General features: G+C 62.8%; 21 protein-coding genes. 11 read left to right on the forward strand and 10 right to left on the reverse strand.

Annotated elements, in window-relative coordinates; all coding sequences use genetic code 11:
• The first annotated feature begins 8 nt into the window (after positions 1 to 8).
• Positions 9 to 1,460: a pyruvate kinase gene (gene pyk, locus SU48_RS00455; protein ID WP_064013530.1), complete on the forward strand. Its 1,452-nt coding sequence runs from the start codon at positions 9 to 11 to the stop codon at positions 1,458 to 1,460.
• 273 nt (positions 1,461 to 1,733) lie between these two features.
• Here pyk and tyrS read toward each other — a convergent pair whose 3' ends face one another.
• Complete coding sequence (gene tyrS, locus SU48_RS00460; protein ID WP_064013531.1) at positions 1,734 to 2,969, reverse strand: tyrosine--tRNA ligase; 1,236 nt, start codon at positions 2,967 to 2,969, stop codon at positions 1,734 to 1,736.
• 560 nt (positions 2,970 to 3,529) lie between these two features.
• Here tyrS and SU48_RS00465 point away from each other — a divergent pair.
• On the forward strand, positions 3,530 to 4,468 hold the full coding sequence (locus SU48_RS00465; RefSeq protein ID WP_064013532.1) for a GNAT family N-acetyltransferase: 939 nt from the start codon (positions 3,530 to 3,532) through the stop codon (positions 4,466 to 4,468).
• Between the two features lie 11 nt (positions 4,469 to 4,479).
• Here the strand turns inward: SU48_RS00465 and truA are convergent, their stop codons facing one another.
• Positions 4,480 to 5,319 carry a tRNA pseudouridine(38-40) synthase TruA gene (gene truA, locus SU48_RS00470; RefSeq protein ID WP_231881645.1) on the reverse strand — a complete coding sequence of 280 codons (840 nt, stop codon included), beginning with the start codon at positions 5,317 to 5,319 and terminating at the stop codon, positions 4,480 to 4,482.
• 79 nt (positions 5,320 to 5,398) lie between these two features.
• On the opposite strand from truA, the gene SU48_RS00475 reads away from it, so the two are divergent.
• Positions 5,399 to 6,253 carry a LysM peptidoglycan-binding domain-containing M23 family metallopeptidase gene (locus SU48_RS00475; RefSeq protein WP_082869584.1) on the forward strand — a complete coding sequence of 285 codons (855 nt, stop codon included), beginning with the start codon at positions 5,399 to 5,401 and terminating at the stop codon, positions 6,251 to 6,253.
• 72 nt (positions 6,254 to 6,325) lie between these two features.
• Here SU48_RS00475 and SU48_RS00480 read toward each other — a convergent pair whose 3' ends face one another.
• Positions 6,326 to 8,110, reverse strand: coding sequence for a hypothetical protein (locus SU48_RS00480; protein WP_157451028.1), 1,785 nt, complete (start codon positions 8,108 to 8,110; stop codon positions 6,326 to 6,328).
• 102 nt (positions 8,111 to 8,212) lie between these two features.
• On the opposite strand from SU48_RS00480, the gene SU48_RS00485 reads away from it, so the two are divergent.
• Positions 8,213 to 8,521, forward strand: coding sequence for an antibiotic biosynthesis monooxygenase family protein (locus SU48_RS00485; RefSeq protein ID WP_231881646.1), 309 nt, complete (start codon positions 8,213 to 8,215; stop codon positions 8,519 to 8,521).
• Between the two features lie 39 nt (positions 8,522 to 8,560).
• On the opposite strand, the gene fumC is transcribed toward SU48_RS00485, so the two are convergent.
• Positions 8,561 to 9,970, reverse strand: coding sequence for a class II fumarate hydratase (fumC, locus tag SU48_RS00490; protein ID WP_064013534.1), 1,410 nt, complete (start codon positions 9,968 to 9,970; stop codon positions 8,561 to 8,563).
• A gap of 304 nt (positions 9,971 to 10,274) precedes the next feature.
• On the opposite strand from fumC, the gene SU48_RS00495 reads away from it, so the two are divergent.
• A complete protein-coding gene (locus SU48_RS00495) occupies positions 10,275 to 11,267 on the forward strand; it encodes a YpdA family putative bacillithiol disulfide reductase (protein WP_064013535.1) in 993 nt (330 codons plus the stop codon).
• Positions 11,268 to 11,343: 76 nt separating this feature from the next.
• A complete protein-coding gene (locus SU48_RS00500) occupies positions 11,344 to 12,807 on the forward strand; it encodes a VanW family protein (protein ID WP_231881647.1) in 1,464 nt (487 codons plus the stop codon).
• Positions 12,808 to 12,888: 81 nt separating this feature from the next.
• Here SU48_RS00500 and parB read toward each other — a convergent pair whose 3' ends face one another.
• The 5 genes from parB to mnmG form a co-directional block, all read right to left on the reverse strand.
• Complete coding sequence (gene parB, locus SU48_RS00505) at positions 12,889 to 13,746, reverse strand: ParB/RepB/Spo0J family partition protein ParB (protein WP_064013536.1); 858 nt, start codon at positions 13,744 to 13,746, stop codon at positions 12,889 to 12,891.
• The gene (locus SU48_RS00510) at positions 13,730 to 14,479 is read right to left on the reverse strand and encodes a ParA family protein (RefSeq protein WP_064013537.1); all 750 of its coding nucleotides are present in this window, start codon (positions 14,477 to 14,479) and stop codon (positions 13,730 to 13,732) included. Before SU48_RS00510 ends, parB begins: the two co-directional genes overlap by 17 nt.
• Before the next feature lie 82 nt (positions 14,480 to 14,561).
• Positions 14,562 to 15,299, reverse strand: coding sequence for a 16S rRNA (guanine(527)-N(7))-methyltransferase RsmG (gene rsmG, locus SU48_RS00515; RefSeq protein WP_064013538.1), 738 nt, complete (start codon positions 15,297 to 15,299; stop codon positions 14,562 to 14,564).
• Positions 15,296 to 15,697: a hypothetical protein gene (locus SU48_RS00520; protein ID WP_064013539.1), complete on the reverse strand. Its 402-nt coding sequence runs from the start codon at positions 15,695 to 15,697 to the stop codon at positions 15,296 to 15,298. The genes rsmG and SU48_RS00520 overlap by 4 nt, the downstream gene beginning before the upstream one ends.
• 98 nt (positions 15,698 to 15,795) lie before the next feature.
• Positions 15,796 to 17,601, reverse strand: a complete 1,806-nt coding sequence (mnmG, locus tag SU48_RS00525; RefSeq protein WP_064013540.1) for a tRNA uridine-5-carboxymethylaminomethyl(34) synthesis enzyme MnmG — start codon at positions 17,599 to 17,601, stop codon at positions 15,796 to 15,798.
• 96 nt (positions 17,602 to 17,697) lie between these two features.
• On the opposite strand from mnmG, the gene SU48_RS00530 reads away from it, so the two are divergent.
• The 5 genes from SU48_RS00530 (at position 17,698) to SU48_RS00550 (ending at position 23,877) form a co-directional block, all read left to right on the forward strand.
• Positions 17,698 to 19,299 carry an aminotransferase class V-fold PLP-dependent enzyme gene (locus SU48_RS00530; RefSeq protein WP_064013541.1) on the forward strand — a complete coding sequence of 534 codons (1,602 nt, stop codon included), beginning with the start codon at positions 17,698 to 17,700 and terminating at the stop codon, positions 19,297 to 19,299.
• A 528-nt stretch (positions 19,300 to 19,827) separates the two neighbouring features.
• A complete protein-coding gene (locus SU48_RS00535) occupies positions 19,828 to 20,982 on the forward strand; it encodes a thiamine pyrophosphate-dependent dehydrogenase E1 component subunit alpha (RefSeq protein ID WP_064013542.1) in 1,155 nt (384 codons plus the stop codon).
• Positions 20,979 to 21,992, forward strand: coding sequence for an alpha-ketoacid dehydrogenase subunit beta (locus SU48_RS00540; RefSeq protein WP_064013543.1), 1,014 nt, complete (start codon positions 20,979 to 20,981; stop codon positions 21,990 to 21,992). The genes SU48_RS00535 and SU48_RS00540 overlap by 4 nt, the downstream gene beginning before the upstream one ends.
• 32 nt (positions 21,993 to 22,024) lie before the next feature.
• A complete protein-coding gene (locus SU48_RS00545) occupies positions 22,025 to 22,258 on the forward strand; it encodes a hypothetical protein (protein ID WP_064013544.1) in 234 nt (77 codons plus the stop codon).
• A 74-nt stretch (positions 22,259 to 22,332) separates the two neighbouring features.
• Positions 22,333 to 23,877, forward strand: coding sequence for a dihydrolipoamide acetyltransferase family protein (locus SU48_RS00550; protein ID WP_064013545.1), 1,545 nt, complete (start codon positions 22,333 to 22,335; stop codon positions 23,875 to 23,877).
• A 115-nt stretch (positions 23,878 to 23,992) separates the two neighbouring features.
• On the opposite strand, the gene SU48_RS00555 is transcribed toward SU48_RS00550, so the two are convergent.
• Positions 23,993 to 24,907 (reverse strand): SDR family oxidoreductase, encoded by a 915-nt coding sequence (locus SU48_RS00555; RefSeq protein WP_064013546.1) that lies wholly within the window; start codon positions 24,905 to 24,907, stop codon positions 23,993 to 23,995.
• Positions 24,908 to 25,010 lie beyond the last annotated feature (103 nt).

Here is a 25,010-nt window from a genome sequence, read left to right on the forward strand (position 1 = left end):
TAACCCACATGAAGCATTTTGACCGCGCTACCAAAATTGTTGCCACCATCGGCCCCGCCAGCCGCAGCCCCGAGGTCTTGGGTCGCATGATCGACGCGGGCCTGAACGTGGTTCGTATGAATTTCAGTCACGGCGATCCCGATGACCACCGCCAGACTTTCGAGATGGTTCGTAAGTTGGCCGCCGAAAAAGAAGTGAGCATCGGTATCTTGCAAGATTTGCAGGGGCCGAAGATTCGCGTGGCCCGTTTTGCGGAAGGTGCGGTCACGCTGGTCAAGGGCCAGAAATTCATCATCACGATGGATGACGATGTGGAAGGCAACGCCGAGCGCGTGGGCACCACCTACAAGGGCTTGGCCCAGGACGTGCACCCCGGTATGGCCCTGCTGCTCGACGACGGCAACATGGCCCTGCGTGTGGACGGCGTGCGTGGCAACGATGTGCAAACTACGGTGGTCGTGGGCGGCGTCCTGAAAAACAACAAGGGCATCAACGTGCCTGAAGCCGACCTGTCTGTGCCCGCTCTGTCTGATAAAGACGTGCAGGACATGGAATTTGGCGCACAACTCGGCGTAGATTGGGTAGCCCTCTCCTTCGTTCGCAGCCGCGACGATCTGCTCTTGGCCCGCCACTACCTGTCACGCTTTGGCAGCCGCGCCAAGCTGATGGCCAAAATCGAGAAGCCGCAAGCCGTAGACCGCTTCGAGGACATCCTCAAAGAGGTGGACGGCATCATGGTGGCACGCGGCGATCTGGGCGTAGAAATGCGTGCAGAACAGGTGCCCACCATCCAGAAGCGCATTATCCGGATGTGCCGTGAAGCAGGCAAGCCCGTGATTACGGCCACCCAAATGCTGGAAAGCATGATCAGCCTGCCGCGCCCCACCCGCGCCGAGGCGTCGGACGTGGCCAACGCCATCTACGACGGCACCGACGCCGTGATGCTGTCGGCAGAGTCGGCGGCGGGGCAGTATCCGGTGGAGTCGGTAGCGATGATGGACAGAATCGCCCGTGAAGCCGAAGGCAGCGAGCATTACCAGATGTTGCAGCGTCAATTGGTGGTCGACACCGAACTGGCGCAGGATTCTATCGCTTACGCGGCCTGTACCATCGGTGAGAAGCTGGACTCGCCCGCCATCGTGACCTTTACCAGCACGGGCGGCGCGGCGGCCCGCATTGCCAAGAACCGGCCCCCACTGGCGATTCTGGCCCTCACGCCCAACATCCAGACGCGTGACCAGTTGGCGCTGTCTTGGGGCGTCGTGCCTATGCTCAGCGAAGACCCCCGCGACACCGACGACATGGTTCGCATTGCCAATGACGAACTAAAAAAGAGCGGGCTGGCCGATGTGGGAGACCGCTACGTGATCACGGCGGGCGTGCCCTTCGGCGTGCGCGGCACCACCAACATGCTGCGCGTTGAGCGGTTGCGCGAAGAGGACATGAGCGACAGGGTCTAATCCTCAGCTCGCCCTGACCGTCCCCGTTGCCAAGTGTGATGGGGCGGTCAGGCTTTTATCCACAGGGACGCGGTTTATCCACACGCTCCCTGTGGATAACTCTTGGGTACGAGTCGAGGTTTTTGCACTCCAGCACGTTATCCACAGCCTGCGGAGGTTGTCCACACCTTCCTGTGCATAACTTTGCCCCTACAGCGCCAAATCCAGCCAGTTGGGGGGAGAGGCCAGAAGGCGCTGTGAGGCCCATGAAGGCCCCGTGAAGATTGTTCTGGCCTAAGTCTCAGCAATGACCCTCGCAAAGCGGTCTTTGCCCTTCTGGATAACCGCGCCGCCCTCCGGAAGCTCGATGCTGGCCTGCGCTTCGGCCACCGTTTCGCCGTTCAGCTTGAGGCCCCGGTTCCCAATCAGTTTGCGGGCCGCGCCGTTGCTGGGTTCCAGTCCGGCCAGCACCACCAAACGGGCGAGGCTGTAGCGTCCTTCGGCGTTGCGCTCGGTGGCGGGAATGGGCACAGTGGGAATGTTTTCAGGAATGCCGCCTTTGGCAACGGATTTAAACCGTTCTTCGGCGGCCTCTAGGTCTGCGCCGGGGTGCAGCGACGCCACTACTTCGCGGGCGAGTTCGCGGTGTGCGGCTACCGGATGCCCCGCCAGCAACTCCGCTACGCGTTCGGCGCTCAAATCCGTCAGCAGCGTGAAGTAGTTGTTCAGCAGCGGATCAGGCACTTTCATCAGTTTGGCGAACATCCGGTGCGCTTCGTCGGTCAGGCCGATGTAATTGTCCAGACTCTTCGACATTTTTTCGGTGCCGTCCAGCCCCACCAGCAGTGGCAGCGTCATCACGACTTGCGGTTCCTGCGCGTAATCGCGTTGCAGGGCGCGGCCCACGAGGTTATTGAACAATTGATCGGTGCCTCCCAATTCCACGTCAGCCACCAGCGCCACCGAATCGTAGCCCTGCGTCAGCGGGTACAAGAGTTCGTGCATCTGAATGGGCGTGCCGGAATTGAGGCGCTTGGTGAAGTCGTCGCGCTCCAGAATGCGGGCCACGGTGTAGCGGCTGGCGAGCCGGATCACGTCGGCGTAGCCCATCGGCTCCAGCCACTCGCCGTTGTAGCGGATTTCCAGTACCTCTGGATCGTCGCGCAGAATCAGCTTGCACTGCTCTAGGTAACTCCCTGCGTTGGCGCGGGTTTCCTCCAGCGTCAGCGGCGGGCGGGTCTTGGATTTGCCGCTGGGATCACCGATCATGGCCGTAAAATCACCGATCAGCATGATGACTTTGTGGCCCAAATCCTGAAACTGGCGCATTTTGCGGAGAATGACGGCATGGCCCAAATGCAGATCGGGGCGAGTCGGATCGGCCCCTAGTTTGACGCGCAACGGGCGGCCTTCTGCCTGCGCCTGCGTCAGCTTGCGCCGCAAATCGTCTTCCGAAACGAGGTCGACGACGCCGCGTTTCAGCAGGGCAAGTTGTTCGTCTACGGGCAAGTTTCTTTGAATGTCGGTCATGGGAACTCCTTCCAGCTCAGAGAGGCAAAAAAAGGCGGCGTGCCCTGTATCGCACGCCGCCTGCCGGAACCGTTCTGCCTTCGCTTACGCCAGACGCCCCGACTTGCGGCGGGGTGAATACGGCGGGCGCGGGAACGTCATAGACGCAGGGTAGCACAGCCTCGGCAGCACGCCTTTGCAGCACAGCCTCGCCACGTCCCGCTTCTCTGGAACACGCTCAAAAACGGCGCAGCCCCCGCCGGAAACAGGCGGGGGGCGCGGGTTAAGACTGAAGTTGGGTCAGGCGTCGCCTCATTGGTATCTGGGGAAAACGGTGATCCCTCCGGGTTGGGGAACAAGTGCACCGATGGCACTTCCATTCCGGTAACAGCATAATATGATACAGACAGAATCTTGTCAACAGATATGTGAATATATTCTTAGTCACAAATACACCAGACAGCCTGAGAGTCTGCTGAGAGCGGTAGGCTGAGGTATATGCCAACGCATACTCGGCACCTAGGCCAAGTGGCGTATTCCCCTAGTTGGCCTTCTGGTCTTCTCCGGTGCAGGATGTCGCTATGTCGGAATCACACGGCTTGCCCTCCCACACGCCATTCACACTACGCCCCTTCCAGAATGCCGATGCCGAGGCGGTGGCTCAACTCGTGACGGACAGTGTGCGCGGGCATTGGAGCTACAACGCCGAACAGTTTCAGGAAGACGTGCAGCCAGACCGTTTGCGGTGGGTGGCCGAGCAGGGGGGGCGCGTGGTGGCAATGGCCCGCCTCGCCCCGTTCGGTTCCGGTGCGCCCGACGCCCTGCGCCTAGATTTGGCAGGTGACGGCGCGGCATTCACGCCGCTGTATCTGGCCTTGCTGGGCCGCCTGCCCGCCGGATTCACGCGCCTGCTGGGCGTGACCCGCGAAGATTGGCCCGAACAAATGGGCTTTTTTGGGGCGGCAGGATTCCGCAACGCTTGGCAATCGTGGGGCGCACATCTGGACTTGGCAGGTTTTGAATTTCTCCCCTATCAGCCGCTAGAGGAACGCCTGTTTTTGGACGGCTACGAGGTGGAACGCTTGGAGCAAGATGCAGAGGACTCCGACTGGGCCGCACTGCATACTCTCTATGAACAGGGCAGCGCCGACGCCCCGCGTAACCCCACCACTACGCCGGACGTACTGAACGCCGCCGAACTGCGCGACATGGTGCGCCGTGAAGAAGTGGCCTTCGTGGTGCGTTGGCGTGGGCAAATTGTGGCCAGCACCCGCCTAACGCCACGCGGTACGGAGGTAGAAACTGAACACACCGTCACTCATGCTGCCCACCGTTCACGCGGCCTCGCCACCTTGGTCAAGGCCCGCGCCCTCGCTTGGGCCAAAGCCGAGGGGTTTTTGGCGGCTGGCACGGGGGGCACAGTGCTGAACCTGCCCATGTTGCGCGTCAATGCCCGCCTCGGCTACGTGCCGGAACCGATGTGGGTGACTTGGGAGCGGGGATTAGTGGGGCTGGTCTAAGGGTCAAGGGTCTAAAAACTGCTAAAAAGACTGGTTGACTGGCTCCTATACACTACTTTCCCGTACTCTGCCCCGCTGAAGGTCAGGCCGTGTGCGGGCACGTTTGCGCCTGCGCGGGCGCGTTCGCCGCCGCTAAGAATGTCGGCGGTTTGGGCAGGACTGAGTTGGCCTTGTCCCGCCAGCAGCAGCGTGCCCACCAAACCGCGCACCATATGGCGCAGAAAACTTTCGCCCTGTACGTGTATTTCCCAAAGCTCACTTGTTCTCCTGACTTCCAACTCTCGCAGTTCGCGCACGGTATGGCGGTCTTCACGGGTGGCGAAGGCGGCAAAATCGTGGGTGCCGATCAGGGCGGCGGCGGCGGCGTTCATGGCTTCTGCGTTCAGTGGCGCGGACACGTGCAGGGCGCGGTCTGCCCACATCGGGTGGCGTTGCGGGGCCGTCCAGAGGCGGTAAATGTAGGCGCGGCCCGTGCAGCGAAAGCGGGCATGAAAGTTGGCCGGAGCAGGTGCGGCGTCCAGCACGGCCAGATCAGAGGGAAGGTGGGCATTCAGCGCGCGGGCCAATCGTTGCGGGGCAAGGCGAAAGCTGTCTGGCACGTCTATATGCACGGGCATGGCGTCGGCATGAACCCCGGCATCGGTGCGCCCCGCCGCCACCGGACGCGCCGACTCGCCCGCGCCCAGCCGCGCAAAAGCCTCGTGCAAGGTGTCCTGCACCGTGCGGGTCTGGGGCTGAGACTGCCAACCCGCGAACTCTGCGCCGTGATAGGCCACCGTGAGGCGCAGACGGATGAATCCGGCGGGCGGGGCAAACAGGGGGGCGTCGGGCAAGACAGCATCGGCGGACACTGCAACAGGCTAGCCGATAGAGGCGTGCGGGGAAACGGCTCTCAGCTTATTTGGCCGCCAGATGGGTATCCTGTGGCTTGTGAGCCTTCTCAACCAAGTTTCGCGGGCACTTTGTCTGCCCATCGTGGCCGCGCTGATGCTGGGAAGCGCGTCGTCGGCTGCCACCTACCGTATCAAGCCGGGCGATACGCTGTCGGGCATCGCGGTGCGGGCGGGCGTGACGGTGGCGCAGTTGCGGGCGGCCAACCCAGCCCTGCGCGACGCCAATTCGGTGCAGGCGGGCCGGGTGCTGACCCTGCCGGGGCGCGTGCTGCCTGCCACCCGATACCGCGTCAAGGCGGGCGAGAATCTGACGGTCATTGCCCAGCGGGTAGGCCTGACCCTGACACAGTTGGTGCGGGCCAATCCCAAATATGCAGGCGGAAAACCTGTGTGGGTGGGCGCGATTATTCAGATTCCGGCCCGCACGGTGGCCGCACGCACGGGCACGGCTGCCACGGTGCGCCCCGCCGCCATCCGGGTCAATCCTGTGTCTCCGGCGTCATCGGGTGCGTGGCTGTGGCCGGTGGCCGGATACCGCACCGTCAGCAGCGATTACGGTTCCCGCGTGCTGGACGGCGTGCGCGAGATGCACTACGGCATAGACATCGTGGCCCCCACCGGAACGCTGGTGCGGGCGGCCCGCAGCGGACGGGTGCTGGAATCCCGGCCCGATTTTGACCGGGGCTGGGGCTGGACAGTGGTGCTGGAGCATCCGGACGGCTGGATCACCCGCTACGCCCACCTGAGCGCCAATCTGGCCAGACAGGGTGAAGTGGTGACTCGGGGGCAGCCGATTGGCCGGGTAGGCAACACAGGCCGCTCCACAGGGCCGCACCTGCACTTCGGAACCTACTTGCGCTGGAGTCCACGCGATCCCCTGAGTCTGTACTGATCGCTTAATCGGCTCCACCAGAGCGTGACATCTTTTCCTCGACTCTCGACCCTTCGACGCTTTTTCCCGCTCTCAGATGTAATCCGTATCCATCCTTCTCTTGAAGAGGCTTTGCTTGGCCTGCTTGGTTGTCTGCTGCTCTACAAAATGCTGATCGGTGAGGCGGTGCAGCGTCCGGCGTTCGGCCACCCAGCCGGTATGCGGCAGATGCGGCAAAAACAGCCCCGGCGCGGCGGCCACTGCGCTGGGCCGCTGTACATCTAGCGCCACAGGCACCAGCAGCGTGTAGGTCGGAGAGCGTCTGGGGCCGCCCACGCGCACGGCGTCCGGGCCAAAGTGCGTGCGGAGTTCGGCCAGAGCCTGCCGGAACAGGGCCAACGCCAGTTTGGGCGGCAGATCGGGAAACAGATCGAGTTCGGCCTGCGTGCGGGTCACCTCGCCCTGCAAGGTCAGGTAGGCGATGAGGAGCGAGGTTTCGGGCCAGCGCAGGGGAACGGGCTGCCCGCTCCGGCGCAACGTGGCCTGTCCCAGCGTGTCCAGCGTCCAGCCTGCAGAGGCCTCTGCAGGCGCTGACCCCCGCCGATTTGCCGCTCCGTAAGCCAGCTCTGCCCAACCGCTCAGGTCAGGCTCCAGCGCCGCCAACTGCATCAGCGTGGTCAGTTCTGCAAGGTCAGGGGCCAGCTGCCACGGAGCGGTCAGTTCCAACAGAGCGGGCAGGGCTTCCCGTAGGCCGCTCAGGGCTTCTGGCACGCGGTTCTGGCGGTACAACAGGTCGGCGCGGTGCAGGCCGACCCTCACCCTCAGCGGGGGCGGCAAACTGTCGGGGTCGCTGAGGGCCGCGTCTAGGTCGCGCAGGGCGGGGGGGTCGTGGTGCTGGCGGCGCAGCAGAATGCCCCGGCAGGCCCAGTCACGCGGCCCAGTGGCGCGGGGAAACAGAGGATAGGCGTGCATGGCGGCCAGAGCGGCGCGGTGTGCGCCCAGTACACTCAGGCGTTCGGCCAGAGCAAAAGCACAGCTGCGGCGCAGATCCACCCGCTCTACGGCCTCTAGAGCCTCGGCCAGTTCAGAGAGTGTGCCCACCGTGGCGTGACGGTGCAGCGCGGCCAACGCCTTGAGTGCCCGCGCATCGGGGCCGGGTGCGTCGGGCGTCGGCGTTTGCCGGTGCTGTTGCGCGGGCCTGTCGGCACTACCGGCTTCAGAAGTCACACTACCGCTTTCAGAAGTGAGCAGTGCAGTCAGCGCCCATTCCGCTGTCCAAACTTCGGCCCAGACCTCGGCTGGAAGCGCGGCGTCTGTGTCTCCCTGTGCGGTGTCGCCGGGTGCCGTGTCGCTCTGAGCGGTGTTGCCCGGTGCAGTCAGAGCCGCCTGAAGTGCCCGCGCTGCCTGCGCCGCCTCGCCCGCCTCACGCAGGCCCCGCGCCAACGCCAGCCACAGATGCGGGGCCAACGGTGAAGGACTGGTAGAGGCGTCCTGCACGCACTGAAAGGCCCGCTGCCAGTTGTTCTGCTGGGGCCGGGTCGCAGCTTCACGCAAGGCGGCCCAGGCCCGCGCACAGGCCAAGGCCGCTTCCGCACTTGCATCGCCGCCCAAGCTCTGCTGGGTCAGGTGAGAGAGCGCCGCCGCCTCATGTCTCTCGGCAGAATCCCCTAAGCCTAAGAGCGCGTACATGTGCCCCAAGGTGGCCCGCGCCCAAGGATCGCCGCCCGCGTTGGCCCGCGCCATCGGCCAGAGTGCCTGCTGGATGCGGCCCGTTCCCAGCAATCTGAGGGCCTGTACACGCCAGTCGGACGCCCACTGAATCACCGCAGGCGACACAGGAACATCGTCGAACTCAGTGGGAGAGGGAGAGAGAGACACGGTATGAACCGTAGCCTAGCGCGTCTGGAGAACAAAGAGAGCCGTTATTGACAGGTCAGCCCCCAACTGGGTGAGGCCCGCTGGAGCCAGTAGCCTAGGTCTATGCCTGCCGCCCAGTCCGTTGCCACTCCGCCCGTTCAGGTGCAGTACGTGGAGGCCCGCGACAACGGCGACGGCCTGACCAGTGCCGCCCTCAGCGCCCACCTGAACCTGTTGCAGACCCAGCCCGGTTTCGTGGGGGCCGAATTGCTGGTGAGTCCCGCCCAACCGGGATTGCTGCTGATCGCCAGCCGGTGGGCCTGCCCCGCGCCCCAGCTCGCGCTGCCTGCCGGGGCCAAATCGTGGGTCTTCGAGGTGCAGGAATCGCGGGGTGCTGTGAGTGGTGAATGGGAAGGGCGTGGTGGCCGGTAGCTTTTTGCTTTTCCCACACTCCAGGTTCCACCCCCGTCCTCAGTTGTGCGTCATCTCCAGCGGGATCACCCACGCTGTAAATTCTTCGTCGGTGACGTAGCCTAAGGCCAACGCTGCTTCGCGCAGGCTGCTGCCTTCCTTATGCGCTTTTTTGGCAATGGCGGCGGCCTTGTCGTACCCGATGTGCTTGTTCAGCGCCGTCACCTGCATCAGGTTGATGCTGAGGTTCTCCTCGATTTTGGCAAGGTTGGGCTCTATGCCCACCGCGCAGTTGTCGTTGAAGGCGAGACTGGCATCCGAAATCAGGCGAATGCTTTCCAGCACGGCGTGAACCATCACGGGCTTGAACACATTCAGCTGGAAGTTACCCTGACTGCCCGCGAAAGCAACGGTGGCGTCGTTACCGAACACGCGGGTCGCCACCATCGTCAGCGCCTCGCTCTGGGTGGGGTTCACCTTACCCGGCATGATGCTGGAGCCGGGTTCATTTTCGGGAATCACGATCTCACCGATGCCGTTGCGGGGGCCACTGGCGAGCCAGCGCACGTCGTTCGCCATTTTCATCAGTGCGCCTGCTAGCGTCCGCAAGGCTGCCGAGGTCTGCACCAATGCGTCGTGGGCGCTCAGGGCCGCGAATTTGTTTTCTGCCGAGCGGAAGGGAAAGCCCGTTTCAGCCTCGTACTTTTGCGCCGCCAGATCACCGAATTTGGGGTGTGCGTTCAGGCCCGTGCCGACTGCCGTGCCGCCGATGGCGAGGTCATACAATCCCGCTTCGGCGTGCTTCACTTCGGCTAGGGCGTAGTCCAGTTGCGCCACCCAGCCGCCGATTTCTTGACCCAGCGTGATGGGCGTGGCGTCTTGCAGGTGCGTTCGCCCCACTTTCACCAGTCCGGCGTGCTGCTCGGCTTTGGCGTGCAAGGTGTCGCGCAATTTACCCACGCTGCCGTACAGGCGGTGGTTCAATTCCAGCACCACGGCAATATGCATGGCAGTCGGAAACGTGTCGTTGCTGCTCTGGCCCCGGTTCACGTGGTCGTTGGGATGCACGGGCGCTTTGCTGCCCAGCACGCCGCCCGCCAGTTCTATGGCGCGGTTGGAAATCACTTCGTTGGCGTTCATGTTGCTCTGCGTGCCGCTTCCGGTCTGAAACACCACCAGCGGAAAATGGCTGTCCAGCGTGCCCGCGATCACTTCGTCGGCGGCCCGCACGATCAGGTCAGCCACATCCTGCGGCAATTCGCCTAGGTCGGCATTGGCCTGCGCCGCGCCCTTTTTCAAAATCCCAAGTGCTTGAATAACGGGGCGGCCCCACACGAAGGTATCGCGCCCAATCGGGAAATTGTGAATGCTGCGCTCGGTCTGTGCGCCCCAATACCGGTCAGAGGCGACTTCCAGCTTGCCCATCGTATCGGACTCGGTGCGGGTTGCAGGTTGGCGGGTATCGGTCATGCGCTTAGTTTAACGGTGAGCGGCAAAGGGTGGGCGGAACATAGTTGCCGTTCTTAGACCCTCAGACTCTTGACCCTTAGACGCCCTTCACGCCCCTAGCCAAGCCTCTCTTACGGTCTCCTCTCCCCTCCCCTGCCAGAATGGGCGGCATGAGTGGTCTGATAAAAAATTGCGATGAGTCGAAGACGAATCCGACTTGCAAAGCTGCGCAGCAGAGCAGAGCGAGTGGCAAAAAGTACGGGCTGGCGGCGTTTGCTGAACATCCGGTGTCGTTGCAGATGTTCGGGAATCAGAGCGAGTCCGTATGATTGATGTGGCAATCGTGGGCGCTGGCCCGGTGGGACTCGCGGCGGCTATCGCCTGCAAACGGGCGGGCCTGAGTTACGTGGTGCTGGAGAAAGGCTGTGTGGTCAACGCCATTTTCGAATACCCCACCTATATGACGTTTTTTACCACTGCCCCCGAACTGGAAATCGGCAACCATCCGATGGTGACGGGTCATGACAAGCCGGATCGCCGCGACGCGCTGATGTATTACCGCCTCGTGACGCAGCGCGAAGAATTGAACGTGGAACAGTACACCACTGTGACCGAGATTCACGCGGCTCCGGCGGGCTTCACGCTGGAAATAGAGGCGCGGGACGGCACCCCCGGCGTGGTGGAAGCGCGGCGCGTGATCGTGGCCACAGGCTACTACGACAATCCCCTGCACCTCGGCATTCCCGGCGAGGACGGCGACAACGTCTCGCACTACTACACCGAGGCGCACCCGTTTATGGGCCTGAACGTGACCGTGATCGGGGCGGGCAACAGCGCCGCCGACGCCGCCCTTGACCTGTGGCGCGGTGGGGCCAAGGTGACGATGGTGGTGCGTGCGCCCGAACTCAAATCCACCATCAAATACTGGGTGCGCCCTGATTTGGAAAACCGGATTAAAGAAGGCAGCATCGCCGCGCACTTCAATTCGCGGGTCACGGAAATCCTGCCCGACATGGCGCGAATCGAGCGGGCCGACGGCAGCACCTTCGATCTACCCACGCACTTCACCTTTGCCCTGACCGGCTACCGCCCTGATCTCAGCTTCCTAGACGGTCTGAATTTGGCGCAGCAGCCGGACGAATGCTTGGTTCTCAGCGAGAGTTATGAAAGCAGCGTGCCGGGTCTGTTCGTGGTGGGCAGCGCGGGATTCGCGGGCAAGACCAATCAGGTCTTCATCGAAAATGGGCGGCATCACGCCATCGCAGCGGTAGCCGAAATCGGGCGGCAACTGGAACACTCGGCGCTGATAGGCCGCTGAACGGCTCCACGGCACCCCCATCAGTACGTTCACGAGCTTCACAATTCAGTCTGGGGCGCGTGAAATACTGCCGGACATGAAGGGTCAACTGAGGCGTGTGGGCAAGTGGACTGTGCTGGTCAGTGCAGTTTTGGGCGGGACACTGTTGGGCGGCGCGGGCGCGCAGACAGAAACGCCCCCCGCTGCCCCCGCGCCCATCGTGGTTCCGGTGTTGCCCTTGCCCCCGGTGCCCCCCACCGTCACACCTCCTGCGCCTGTACTGCCCGCCCCTGTGCCTCCACCGACACCGCCTGCAGAACCCATCCCGCCTGTAGAAGTTCCCCCGGAAGTCGTGCCACCCGCGCCGCCCCTAGAGCCGACGCCGGAGCCTGTGCCCACACCGCCCACTGAACCTGCTCCCCAGCCCGCCCCCACGCCGCCCGCACCCAGCGTGAAGGTCACGCCTCCCCGCACCGCGCCGCTTCTGATCACGGTGCGTGCCGAGTGGCCTGCGCTGGTGGACGGCAAAAAAACCACCTTGCCCTTCACCCGCACTCTCACCATTTCCAGTGCGCGGGTCAACGAATTGCGGGCACGTGGCGGCAGCATCAGCGCTTCATTAGAGGCCGATCTGAAGAAGTTTGTGGCCGAGTTGCCTTCCAAACCCGAAAATGCCCGTTTCGAGCAACTCTGGGACGGCTGGTCTATCGTGCAGCGCAACGGCTTGATCATCAACATGGACAAGACCCGCGCCAGTATCGAAGCCGTGCTGAAGAACCCCAAAGGCGTGCAGGCCAGCGTCATCGTGTCTGGGCAAGTGGCCCCGGAGCGCACCCTGAATTTCTTCGCCTCACGCGGCATCACGCAGCACCTCGGCACGGGCGAAACCAGTTATTACGGCAGCAGTCCGGCCCGCGTCACCAATATTCATGTGGCGGCGTCCCGTTTCAAAGACCGCTTGTTCGAGGGCAAGTCCTTTTCGTTTAATCAGGCTGTTGGGCCGATCAGTACTCAAACGGGCTTTGTGACCGGGCTGGTCATCGCGGGTGAGCGCACTGTGGACGGCGTGGGCGGCGGCGTCTGTCAGGTCAGCACCACCGTCTTCCGTACCCTCTACGGCGCGGGCCTGACGGCCACCCAGCGCCAAAACCACTCGTATCAGGTGCGCTACTACGATCCTTCGGGCCTCGATGCGGCGGTGTACCAGCCCACGCTTGACCTGAAATTTGCCAACGATACGGGCGGCGCACTGTGGTTCCAGACCGACTGGAACGACGAAGAGGCCCGCCTCAGCATCGCCGTGTTCGGTAAGGCCCGCGACTACACCGTAGAGGTGGGCACGCCCCGCACGCTCAATACCCGTGCCTCGCCCGCAGACCGCCTGATTTCGGACGCCAGTTTGCCTGCCGGACAGCGCAAGCAAGTCGAGTGGGCCGCTCCCGGAGCCACCATCGAAGTCACCCGTAAATTCGTGCGGAACGGGCAAGCCTTCAAGCAAGATATTTTGCGGAGCGTGTACCGCCCGTGGCCCAATATTTTCTTGGTCGGCACACGTCGCTAAAGTCGGACTAGGGAAGGGAGAGGCTTTGGCGGCCTCTCCCCCACTGCTTTTCTTAGACCCTTTTACCCTAGACCCTTAGACTTACTCCTCAGCCGTGAACCCCAACAGTTCCAGAATCCGGTCAAGCTCCTCACGCGAGCCGTAATTCAGTTCCACGCGTCCCTTGTCCTCCCCCGTAATTCGCACGCGGGTTCCAGTGCGGCGGCTCAAATCCAGTTCCAACTGGCGGTAGGTGCGCGGTGGATTCACGGGAATGGGCGTATGGGCCGCAGGTTTCTCGGCTTTGACTTCCCGTTTCAAGGCTTCGGCGTCGCGCACGTTCAGGCCACGCGACACGATCTGTTCCAGCGCCCAGTCGCGGTCTTTGGCCGGTTGTGCAAGGACGGCGCGGGCGTGGCTGGCGGTGATCTCGCCGTTGTCCAGCGCCCGCAGTGCCGCGTCGCCCAGCGTCAGCAGGCGCAACGCATTAGAGACGGTGCTGCGGCCTTTGCCCACCGCCTGCGCTACACCTTCCTGATTCAGCCCGTGATCCAGCAGGGCTTGGTAGGCCCGCGCTTCTTCCAGTGGCCCCAAATCCTCGCGTTGCAGGTTCTCTACAATCGCAATTTCCAGTGCCTCGCGGTCTCCGAGGTCACGGATAATGACTGGAAGTTCGGTCAGGCCTGCGAGTTGGCTGGCCCGCCAACGCCGTTCGCCCGCCACGATCTCGAAGGCGTCGCCACGTGGACGCACCAACAGCGGTTGCAGCACACCCTTTTCACGGATGCTCTGAGCCAGTTCTGCCAAGCCCTCGGCGGCAAACACTTGCCGGGGCTGATAGGCCGCCTGCACGATTCGGTCTAATCGCAGGGTTTGGATGCCCGTCACGCTGCCCGATTCGGCCACAGGCTTGCCCAGCAGGGCGTCTAGGCCGCGTCCGAGGCTAGATTTTTTCGACACGCTGCATCACCTCCTCGGCCAACCGTTTGTAGGCCGCTGCGCCGCTCGATAGAGGTGCAAAGGCGTTGATGGGCTTGGCGAAACTGGGCGCTTCCGACAGTTTCACATTGCGCGGAATGACTGACCAGAACACCAGTTCTCCGAAATGCTGGCGCACCATCGTCTCTACTTCCTGCGCCAAGTTGGTGCGGCCATCGAACATGGTGAGAGCCACGCCCAGCACCTTCAAGCGGGGATTGAGGCCGCCCTGAATGCGTTCTACGGTTTCCATCATTCCGGCCAAACCTTCCAGCGCGTAATACTCGGCCTGCAAGGGAATCAGCAGGGCGTCGGCGGCTGCCAGCACGTTGACCGTCAGGGGGCCAAGGCTGGGCGGCGCGTCGATCAGTACCAAGTCGTAGCCTTTCACGCTGGCCAGCAGGCGCGTCAGGGCGTCCGGGTCTTCGGCCAGTTCTACACCCGCGCCTGCTAAATCCGGTGTGGCGGGCAGCACATCCAGCCCGGCCTGATCGGTGGTGCACGTCCATTCGGCGACTCGGCCCGGTTCGCCTAGCGCCTCATACAGGCCCTCGGTGGCTCCGCGCAGGCCCAGCCCACTCGTGGCGTTGCCCTGCGGATCCATGTCCAGCAGCAGCACGCGCCGCCCACCCGCCGCGAGGTACGCGGCCAGATTGATGGCGGTGGTGGTCTTGCCCACCCCACCTTTTTGATTGACCACGCCGATGGTCTTCACTGAGGGTCCTTGAGAACGAGCATTGCCAGTGAAGATACCGTCAATTGGGTGTCAAGCGGTGTTGCCGTGATTTTTCGGCTGCTCACGTATTGCCATTCCAGAACAGGGGTTGATGGTTGGGCACACCCGGTTTCCGGGGATATTTGGCAGGAGTGGGCTTGAGCTTTTCGATCACGATCAGCGTGCGGGCGTCGCCCAAGATGGGCAGCGTAAAGGGATCAACGACTTGTACCTTGCCGCCCACTTCGCCCGATGCACGGCGGCCCGCGTTGAGTTCTTCACTGCTGATCGGGCCTTTCTGGGCCACCAGCAGGCCGTTTTCTTTAAGGAGGGGCAAAGCCAATTCCGCCAAAATGGGCAAGGCGGCCACTGCACGCACCACCACGCGGTCATAGTGTTGGCGGTGTTCGGGGTCTTGGCCCAGTTCCTCAGCGCGGCCCACCAGCGGATTTACATTGGTCAGACCCAGTGCAGCGGCGGTAGCCCGCACGAACTCGATCTTTTTGCGGGTGGAATCCACCGGAACCAACTGCAATTCCGGCTGCACGATTGCCAGTGGCAAGGCTGGAAATCCTGCGCCTGTCCCCAAATCAATGACGCGCTGAACGCCGTGCAGATAGCCGCCTTGCAAGCACGTCAGTGAATCCACGAAGTGTTTGAGGATGATGTCGGGTTCTTCCTTGAGGGCGGTGAGGTTGGTACGGGCCGAGCCTTCCAGCAGCAGCCTCAGCAATTCGGCAAAGGCGGGCAAGTGCGGCGTGAGGTCTATACCCAGCGCGTCGCCGCCCCGCAGCAGGAGGTCTTGGCCTTCGGGCGTCATGCGGTGTCCTGCGTTTCTCTTGATTGGGTTTCCAATGGTGTCGTGTTCATCAGGCCGTACCTCGTTTTCATATCTGTGTAGCGTTCAAATACATGGTCATCCAATTCGGCCATTGGCAGCGCGTCCAGCAGCGGCACCAGCTGTTCGCGCAGCACTTTGCCCCGCGCCATCCACTGGTAATACTGGCGTCCGCCGTGATCGTAGGGGCCGTACAGCCGCGAGCCGGGGCAGATTCGCAGCATGGCTTCAAACAGTTTGCGGTGGCGGGTGTGCATTCTCAGCGTGATGTGGGGCTGCTTGCCGTCGCCGCCGAAATGTCCTTCACCGATTAGGATGCCCAGCAGTAAGCCCTGATCGAAGGGCGTGGTAGGAGCGGAAGGTTCGGGGGGCTTATTCATGTTTCACCGTCAAGTTTCCCGTGAAACGTGACTCAGGTCAAGCACCATCTATTCGCCATCCAAGTTTGTTTCACCGTCAAGTTTCCCGTGAAACATTCTTATGCGGATTGACGCTTGAGATGTACTAATAGGGCGCTGATATCAGCGTGCCGCACACCAGGAACCCGTGCGGCCTGCTCCACCGTTAGCGGGCGTACCCGCCCCAGCTTCTCGCGGGCTTCGTTCGACAGGGCCGCGATGCCCGCAAAATCCACGTCCGCCAGACTCAGTTCCCGCGCCCGCCCTTCCGACTTCAGTTGCGTTTCGGCCCGCGCAATGTAGCCCGCGTACTTCACCCGGATTTCTAGGGCTTCCCGTTCGCTGGCGTCTAGCACGGGCAGAGTGAAGCCTAGAGCTTCTACATCCGGCAGCGTGAATTCTGGACGGCGCAACCACGCATCCCCGGTATGTCCTTGTACGCGCTGGCGGCCTAATTCAGCTACGGCGTCGGCCACCCGTCCGTATTTAGCAGCCACGCGCGCTCGTTCAGCGTCATTCACCAAGCCCAATTCGTGGCCCAACGGCGTCAACCGTTCGTCGGCGTTGTCCTGTCGCATCAGCAGGCGGTGTTCCACGCGGCTGGTCATCATGCGGTAGGGTTCGTCGCTGCCCTTGAACACCAGATCGTCCAGCATCACGCCCATGTAGCCGGTTTCGCGGCCAATGAACTGTTCGGGTAGGCCTTGGGCACGTCGAGCAGCAGCGGTTCCGGCCACCAAGCCCTGTGCGGCGGCTTCCTCATACCCGCTCGTGCCGTTGATCTGGCCTGCGGTAAACACTCCGGGTAACTGGCGAGACTCCAGATTCAGGGTCAATTCGGTGGAATCCACCACGTCGTATTCCACGGCGTAGGCATAGCGCTGAATCACGGCCTGTTCAAATCCAGGCAAAGTGCGTACCAGACGGTCTTGTAGGTGGGGCGGCAGCGAGGAACTGAAGCCCTGCAAATACACCTCGCTGGTTTCTATGCCGTCGGGTTCCACAAACAACAAGTGTCGGTCATGGTGGGCAAACCGCACCACTTTGTCCTCGATGCTGGGGCAGTAGCGCGGCCCTAAGCCTTCAATGTCTCCGGCGTACATGGGCGACTCGTGCAGGTTTTCCTGAATCAGACGGTGCGTTTCAGGGGTGGTGTAGGTCTGCCAAGTGGGGGAGCGCATGGCGCGTGGGCCGGGCGTGCCCGTAAAACCGCGTGGGTGGGGATCGGCGGGAATCTCCAACAGGTCTTCAAATCGCACGGCGTCGGCCCGCACACGTGGCGGCGTTCCTGTTTTGTACCGCTTCAGCACGTGCCCCGCCCGCGCCAACGGCTCCGACAGGAAGCGTGAAGGTGGCTCGCCCTGCCGCCCCTCGGGGCGCGATTGCCGTCCGTACCACGTGACCGCCCGCATAAAAGTTCCCGCTGCGATGACCACACTGCGAGCGGCCAATCTGCGTCCATCCGTCGTGATGACCCACCAACCGCCGCGCCCGTCACTTTCCAGATCGGCGGCCTCTCCACGAACTACATCTATGCCCGCGTGCCCTAAAATCACGTCCTGCGCGTGTTCGGCGTAGGCGTCACGTTCGTTCTGTACCCGCAAAGACTGCACGGCTGGCCCTTTGCTGGCGTTCAGCACGCGGGTATGAATCGCGGTGGCGTCGGCCAATTGCCCCATCAGACCGCCCAGCGCCTGTACCTCAAAAACCAGTTGACTTTTGCCGGGGCCACCCACCGCCGGGTTACAGGGCATCCGGCCAATGGTGGACGGATTGCCCACCAACAGCGCCACACGCGCATATTTGGCCGCCGCCCACGCCGCTTCCAACCCCGCGTGGCCGCCGCCGATTACGATTACGTTCCATCCCGTCTGCACGCCGCTCATCTCAGCAAAGAGTGTAGTGGGCAGGGGAGAGGATTGCGCGGCGCTGGATCACGGTCTGTCACAGTAGCTCAACGCCCCGGAGATTAAGATAGCTTCATGGACTTTGCCACGCTGCGTGCTGACCTGATCGGAACGGACACCCTGATTCGCACCCCGTTCGGGCCTCGCCGCGTGACCTATGCCGACTATGTGGCGTCTGGGCGGGCGCTGCGGAGCATAGAAGAGCGGGTGCAGACGCTGGCGCTGCCGCTGTATGCCAACACCCACACCGAGGACAGCGCGACGGGAGCGCAGACCACGCATTTGGCGCACCAGGCCGCCGAATACGTGAAAGGGCAACTGGGCGGCGACGCGACGTGCAAGCTGGTGTACTGCGGTTCGGGGAGTACAGCGGCGGTGCGGCGGTTACAGGACATTCTGGGCCTCAGCGTGCCAGAAGCCCACCGCGCCGCCATCCTGAACACCATGCCCGCCCACGAGCGCCCGGTGGTGTTCGTCGGCCCCTATGAGCATCACAGCAACGAGGTCAGTTGGCGCGAAACCTTGGCCGAAGTGGTAGAAGTGCCGTTGTGCGAGCGCGGCAATCTTGATCTGGATGCGTTGGTGACGCTGCTCAAGGCCCCCGAATTCGTGCGGCGGCCCAAGATCGGTTCGTTCAGCGCCGCCAGCAACGTCACGGGCCTGCTGACCGATACGCGCACGGTGGCCCGCATCCTGCACGCGAACGGCGCATTTGCCTGCTTCGACTTTGCCGCCAGTGGCCCTTATGTCCAGATCGATATGAAGCCGGGCAAGGCAGACGGGTATGACGCGGTGTTCCTCAGCCCCCATAAATTTGTGGGTGGCCCTGGCACGCCCGGTTTGCTGTGCTTTCAGGAGCATTTGTACCGCCTGACCGTGCCCAGTACGGCGGGCGGCGGCACAGTGCGCTACGTGAGCCGCACCAAGCACGCCTACATCGACGACATTGAGGCCCGTGAGGATGCCGGAACACCCGCCATCCTGGGTAAAATCCGCACCGCACTGGCCTTCAAGGTCAAGGAGGAATTGGGCGTAAAGGCGCTCACCTCACGCGAACACGAGTTGTTTGCACGTTCCATGGCCCGCCTGACCCCCAACAAGCGCGTGCATCTGCTGGGCAATCCCGATTCGCCCCGCTTGGCCTTCCTGTCGTTCCTGATCCGCACCGAGTCGGGCGCGTTCCTGCATCCCCGCTTCGTGGTGCGCCTGCTGAACGATCTGTTCGGCATTCAGGCGCGGGGTGGCTGTGCCTGTGCGGGGCCATACGGCCATGTGCTGCTGGGCATAGACGAGGAACGCAGCGAACGCTACCTGAACTGTGTGTTGGGCGAGATGGACGGCCTGAAACCCGGCTGGACGCGCCTGAACCTCGCGCCTTGGGCCACCGACGCCGAGGTGGACTTTTTGCTGGACGCCATCGAATTCGTAGCTGCATACGGCGAACGCTTTTTGCCGCTGTACCACTTCGATTGGGGTTCGGGCGCATGGACTCATGACGCCGACACCGCCCCGCTGGACTTGTTTGGGGAAGCCCGCCCAGAGCGCAGTGGGGGAGACGTGCCCTACGCCGAGTATTTGGCTGAAGCTGCGGCACGGGTAGCCGCCCTCGCGCCCGATTTGGAGCAGCGGACTATTCCGGCGCATATTCCGGCAGACTTGGTGTTTTTCGCGTATTGAGCGGAGCTTGTGGGGACGAGCAGGAGAAAAGTCCAAGTCAATCGCTTCGCTCACTCACCCCCTCCCAACCTCCCCCTCAAGGGTGAGGAGCAAAACGAGGCTTTTGCCCTTGTGTGTTGCCCTCTCCACCTGTGGGAGAGGGGGCCACCAGTAACCGCCCCACCCAACCCGTCCAGCACTCCCAGACACCCCCAACTCCCCACCACCGCACGGCCAGAGCTTCAGCCAGTGCGCCCTAACCCGTGCATTCTCACCGATGCGCAGCAGAGCGAACTGGAAGCAATCTGCCCAGTTCAGTCTGACCTGCTATGTAACCCAACCCCCACCCAGCCGCCACTTTCCCCCAAATGGAACGCGGCGGGCCGAATCCGTATAAGATACCTAACGAGCGTTTGCTAGACAGATTTCCAAAGCAGAAGGAGGCCAGAGCTAGAGCTATCGCCCGCGCCTTTTGCCGCCTGCTGCATCCCAACCCCATTCCGCCAGCACTTTTCCGTATTTCCCATCCGCATTCGAGGAGGCCCGGTCATGATGACCGCTTCACCATCCAGCCCCACCACCCTGCCCCTAGCCAGCCCCATCGAACCCTTTTCGCCCGAGCCGCTGCGCTGGGTGGCCGAAGATGGCCGTCCTGTGCGCGACTTGCCCGCCCGCTACACGCCTGAACTCTTGCGAGAGTTGCACCGTGAGATGGTGCGTGCCCGCGAGTTTGACCGCAAATTGGTGACATTGCTGCGGCAAGGGCGAACCACCTTTTATGCCCAGTCCAGCGGCATGGAAGCCACGCAAGTCGGGCTGGCCCGCTCTATCCGCGTGGGCCACGATTGGGTCTGGCCCTATTACCGCGATCATACGTTGGGCTTGGCTATGGGCGTGCCCATGATCGACCTGATCAGCCAGTGCCTCGGCACCAATTCCGACCTGTGCAAAGGCCGCCAGATGCCGCACCACTTCGGCAGTGCCAGCAAAAATTTCGTGTCCATCAGCTCCAGCATCGCTTCTCAGGTGCCCCCCGCTGCGGGCAACGCGATGGCCCAGAAGTACCTCGGCACCGATGAAATTACCCTCTGCACCTTTGGCGACGGCGCAACCAGCGAGGGCGACTGGCACGCGGGCCTGAACATGGCGGGCGCGGCCAAAGCTCCGGCGTTGTTCGTGTGCGAGAACAACCAGTGGGCCATCAGCACCAATTTGGCCGCCCAGACCGCCAGCCCGAACATTCACATCAAGGCCAAGGCCTACGGGATGCCGGGGTTTTATGTCGACGGGAACGACATCGTGGCCGTCATGGAAGTCTGCGGCTACGCTGCCGAGTGGGTGCGTGCAGGCAACGGCCCCGCGCTGGTGGAGTGCCTGACCTACCGCGTGGGTTCTCACAGCAATGCTGATGCCGACGCCGAAAAGAACTACCGCACCCGCGACGAAGTGAATTCTTGGTTGGCCCGCGACCCGATTGCCCGCGTAGAAGGACTGCTGGCGCACTTGGGCCACCCGGTCGATGCCGAAGAACGCGCTGACCTGATTTCGGCGGTTCACCGGGCCGTGGACGCCGATGTACTGAAGGCCGAAGCCACCGGGCAACCCGACTGGCGCATCATGTTCGAGGACGTGTACGCCGACACGCCGCCCCATCTGCGCGAGCAGGCCGCCTTCGTGCGGGCCGAGATGGAGGGCCAAAAATGACGGCTACCCAAGAGCGACCAACTGGGGCGGGGGAGACCCGCATCCTCACCCTTATTCAGGCCGTGACCGAAGCCATGCGCGAAGAATTGGCCCGTGACGAGCGCGTGGTGGTGTTCGGAGAAGATGTGGGCGCACGCGGCGGTGTGTTCCTCGCCACTGCCGGGTTGCAAGCCGAATTTGGCCCGCGCCGGGTGTTCGATACGCCCCTGTCGGAAGCCAGCGTGGTGGGCGCGGCAGTGGGCATGGCTGTGCGTGGCCTGCGTCCGATTGCCGAAATTCAGTTTGCCGACTACATGGGGCCGGGCTTCGACCAGATCATCAGTCAGGCGGCCAAAATCCGCTACCGTAGCGGCGGACAATTTACCGCGCCCATGATTATTCGCACGCCCAGCGGCGGCGGCGTGAAGGGCGGGCACCATCACAGCCAGAGTCCCGAAAGCTACTTCACGCACACGCCGGGGCTGAAAGTGGTGATGCCCAGCACGCCCTACGACGCCAAAGGCCTGCTGAAAGCCGCCATTCGTGGGGAAGACCCGGTGATTTATTTTGAACCCAAGCGCCTGTACCGCGCGGCCAAAGGGGAAGTGCCCAGCCACGACTACACCGTCAAAATTGGCGAGGGTGCCATTCGGCGGGAAGGCACCGATCTGACGCTGGTGGGCTACGGCGGCGTGATGCCCGACGCGGAACGGGCCGCCGCCGCGTTGGCCGCAGAGGGCGTGAGCGTGGAAGTCATCGATCTGCGGAGCCTAGTGCCTTGGGATAGGGAACTCGTCCTCAGCAGCGTGCAAAAAACGGGCCGCGCCGTGCTGGTCAGCGAGGCCCCGCGCATCAGTAACTTTATGGGCGAGGTGGCCTACGTCATTCAGGAGCAGGCCTTCGACTCGCTCTTGGCTCCGGTGGGCCAAGTCGCGGGTTTCGATACGCCTTATCCCTACGTGCAGGACAAGGTGTATCTGCCGGGGCCAAACCGCATCACGGCGGCCTGCGTGAAGGCGCTGAACTATTAGGCTTTGGATTATTAGTCTTTATGCTGGGGGCCATGAATCCCAACTTTCTGCGTCCCTTCCTCGGCACCATCGGCCTGCTGATCGGCTTTGGCCTGTATTCGCAGGCAGGCCGACTCCCCGAACCGTGGCAAAGCCTGTGCATCGGCGCGATGTTCGTGCTGCTCGGCGTGGCGGCGTGGGTGTACGCGGCGGGCGAACGGTGGATTCAGGTCTTGGGCGTGATCCTGATGGGGTACGGCCTGCTTCGGGCCTTCCTTCTCAGATAAACGTCCTGTGCTGAACACAATTTATCTGGGGCTGGGTCTGTTCCCACAGCCTCCCCCCACAACCGAGGTTCCTTATGAAAGAAGTGCTGCTGCCCGAACTCGCTGAAAGCGTCGTAGAAGGCGAAATTCTGAAATGGCTGGTACAGGAAGGCGACATGATCGCGCTGGAACAGCCCCTTTGCGAAGTCATGACCGATAAAGTGACCGTGGAACTGCCCAGCCCCGTCGCCGGACGCCTTGCCAAACGCTTGGCGCAGGAAGGCGACGTGGTGGCCGTCCACGCGGCCATTGCCCTGATCGATGAGAGCGGCGCGGAGAGTGCGGCAGGCGGGGCAGGGGAGAGCGTGGCCCCGATTCAGGCCATTCAGGACAGCGTTCAAAACCCTGCCACCACAGCCGAGCATCTGCCCCCGCAAGCGCAGGAAGAACGCTCGATTGTAGAAGCGGGCCATATTCCGGCCAAAGCCGACGACGACACCAGCCTCTTTAAAGCCTTTGCCAGCGACGAAACGGTGAAGGTGCAGGGTTTAGGAAACGCTGGCCGCACTGCCGTTCTGACAGCCCCGGCCCCCGCTCAGCCCGCCGTGCAGACCCGCGAAGATGGCCGCGTTCTGGCTGTTCCCGCCGCCCGCCAACTGGCACGGGAACTGGGCGTAGACGTGGCGCAGGTGCAGGGCAGCGGCCCCAACGGGCGGGTGCGCGTGCAGGACGTGACGGCGCATGTGGAGCGGGTCAAAGCGCCAGCAGCACAGTCGCCAGTGGCACAGGCTCCAGCCGCTCAAGCTCAACCCGCCCAGTCTGCCGCCCCCGCTCCGGCCCCTCAACCTCAAGCGCCCGCCAAGCCCGCCCCAACCAATACCGGCGGAATGCCTGTCGCCCCCGTGCAGTACCGCACGCCCAAAGGCTACGAACATCTGGAAGACCGCGTGCCACTGCGCGGAATGCGCCGGGCCATCAGCAACCAGATGCAGGCCAGCCACCTCTACACTGTCCGGACGCTCACCGTGGATGAGGTCAACCTGACCAAGCTCGTGACCTTCCGTGACCGCGTGAAGGAAGAGGCGAAAGAGGCGGGCGTGCGCCTCAGCTACATGCCGTTCTTCTTTAAGGCCGTAGCGGTGGCCCTCCGCAAATACCCCAGCCTGAACACTTCGTTTGATGAGGCCACCGGGGAAATTGTGCAGAAGCGGTACTACCACATGGGCATGGCCGTCGCCACCGACGCGGGCCTGACCGTGCCCGTGCTGCGCGACGTGAATCATAAGAGTGTGTTCGACTTGGCCCGCGAAGTGATTGACCTCGCAGGCCGCGCCCAGAACGGCAAACTCAGTGCCGACGAACTCACGGGCAGCAGCTTCAGCATCACCAACATCGGCTCCATTGGTGCGCTGTTTTCCTTCCCGATCATCAACGTGCCCGACGCCGCGATTCTGGGCGTGCATTCCATCGTCAAGCGCCCGATTGTGAACGAACACGACGAGATCGTGGTGGCCCACATGATGTACCTGAGCCTGAGCTTCGATCACCGCCTCGTAGACGGCGCGGAAGCCGCCCGCTTTTGCAAAGAAGTGATCCGGCTCTTGGAGAATCCTGACCGGTTGATGTTGGAAGGGATGTAATTGCTGTAAGTGGTCAGTGGTGAGTGGGAAAAGCGGGAACTGCAACGACATTCTGTGTGCAGTTCCCGCTTTTATCTTTTTCCACTGACCACTAATTACTCGCCACTCACGGTTTTCAGCCGTTCACCACTTCGCCCCCGTTCACATGCATCACTTGCCCCGTCACGTAACTGCTGTCCTCGCTCGCCAAGTACACATAGGCAGGGGCGACTTCGGCGGGCTGGCCGGGGCGTTTCAAGGGCACGTCTGCGCCGTGTTCTCCTACCCGTTCGGCATCAAAGGTGGCCGGAATCAGGGGTGTCCAGATGGGGCCGGGGGCCACCGCATTCACGCGGATGCCCTGTTCGGCCAGCGCTTGGCTGAGGCTACGGGTAAAGGCCACCTGTGCGCCTTTGGTGCTGGAATAGTCCAGCAGTTGCGGGCTGCCCTTGTACGCCGTGACGCTGGTGGTATTGATGATGCTCGCGCCCTCTTTCAGGTGGGGCAAGGCCGCCTGAGTCACGTAAAACATCCCGAAGACGTTGGTGCGGAAGGTGGCCTGCAACTGCTCCGGCGTAATGTCGGTGATGCTGTCCTGCGGGTGCTGCTCGGCGGCGTTGTTTACCACGATGTCGAGGCGGCCAAACTTGTCTACCGTTTGCTGCACGGCGTCCTTGGCGATCTGGGGGTCACCCACGTCGCCCGCGATGGTCAGGCACCTCCGGCCTTCGCTCTCAATCATCTCGGCAGTGGCTTTGGCGTCCTCGTGTTCGTCCAAATACAGCACGGCCACGTCTGCGCCTTCCCGCGCAAAATGCACCGCCACCGCCCGCCCGATGCCGCTGTCTCCACCCGTGATCAGGGCGACTTTACCTTCCAGTTTGCCGCTGCCCCGGTAGTTGTCGCGCACCACGACGGGGGCCACGCTCATTTCCGCTTCGCTGCCGGGCTGCTCATCCTGCGTCTCGGCGGGCACCTGTTCGGGCATGTCCTGAATGGCGGCGGTTTCCGGCTGGCCCTGTTGGTTCAATTCATGCTGGTCTGAGGTCATGCGCCTATTTCACACGCCCCAGCCTGCTTTGTCCTTTAGAGCGCGTGTAGCAAATACAGGGAGAAGCCTCAGAAGGTCTTGGGCCTGACCAAAGAAAACGCCC

The organism is Deinococcus puniceus, from assembly GCF_001644565.1.
GTDB classification, from domain to species: Bacteria; Deinococcota; Deinococci; order Deinococcales; family Deinococcaceae; genus Deinococcus; species Deinococcus puniceus.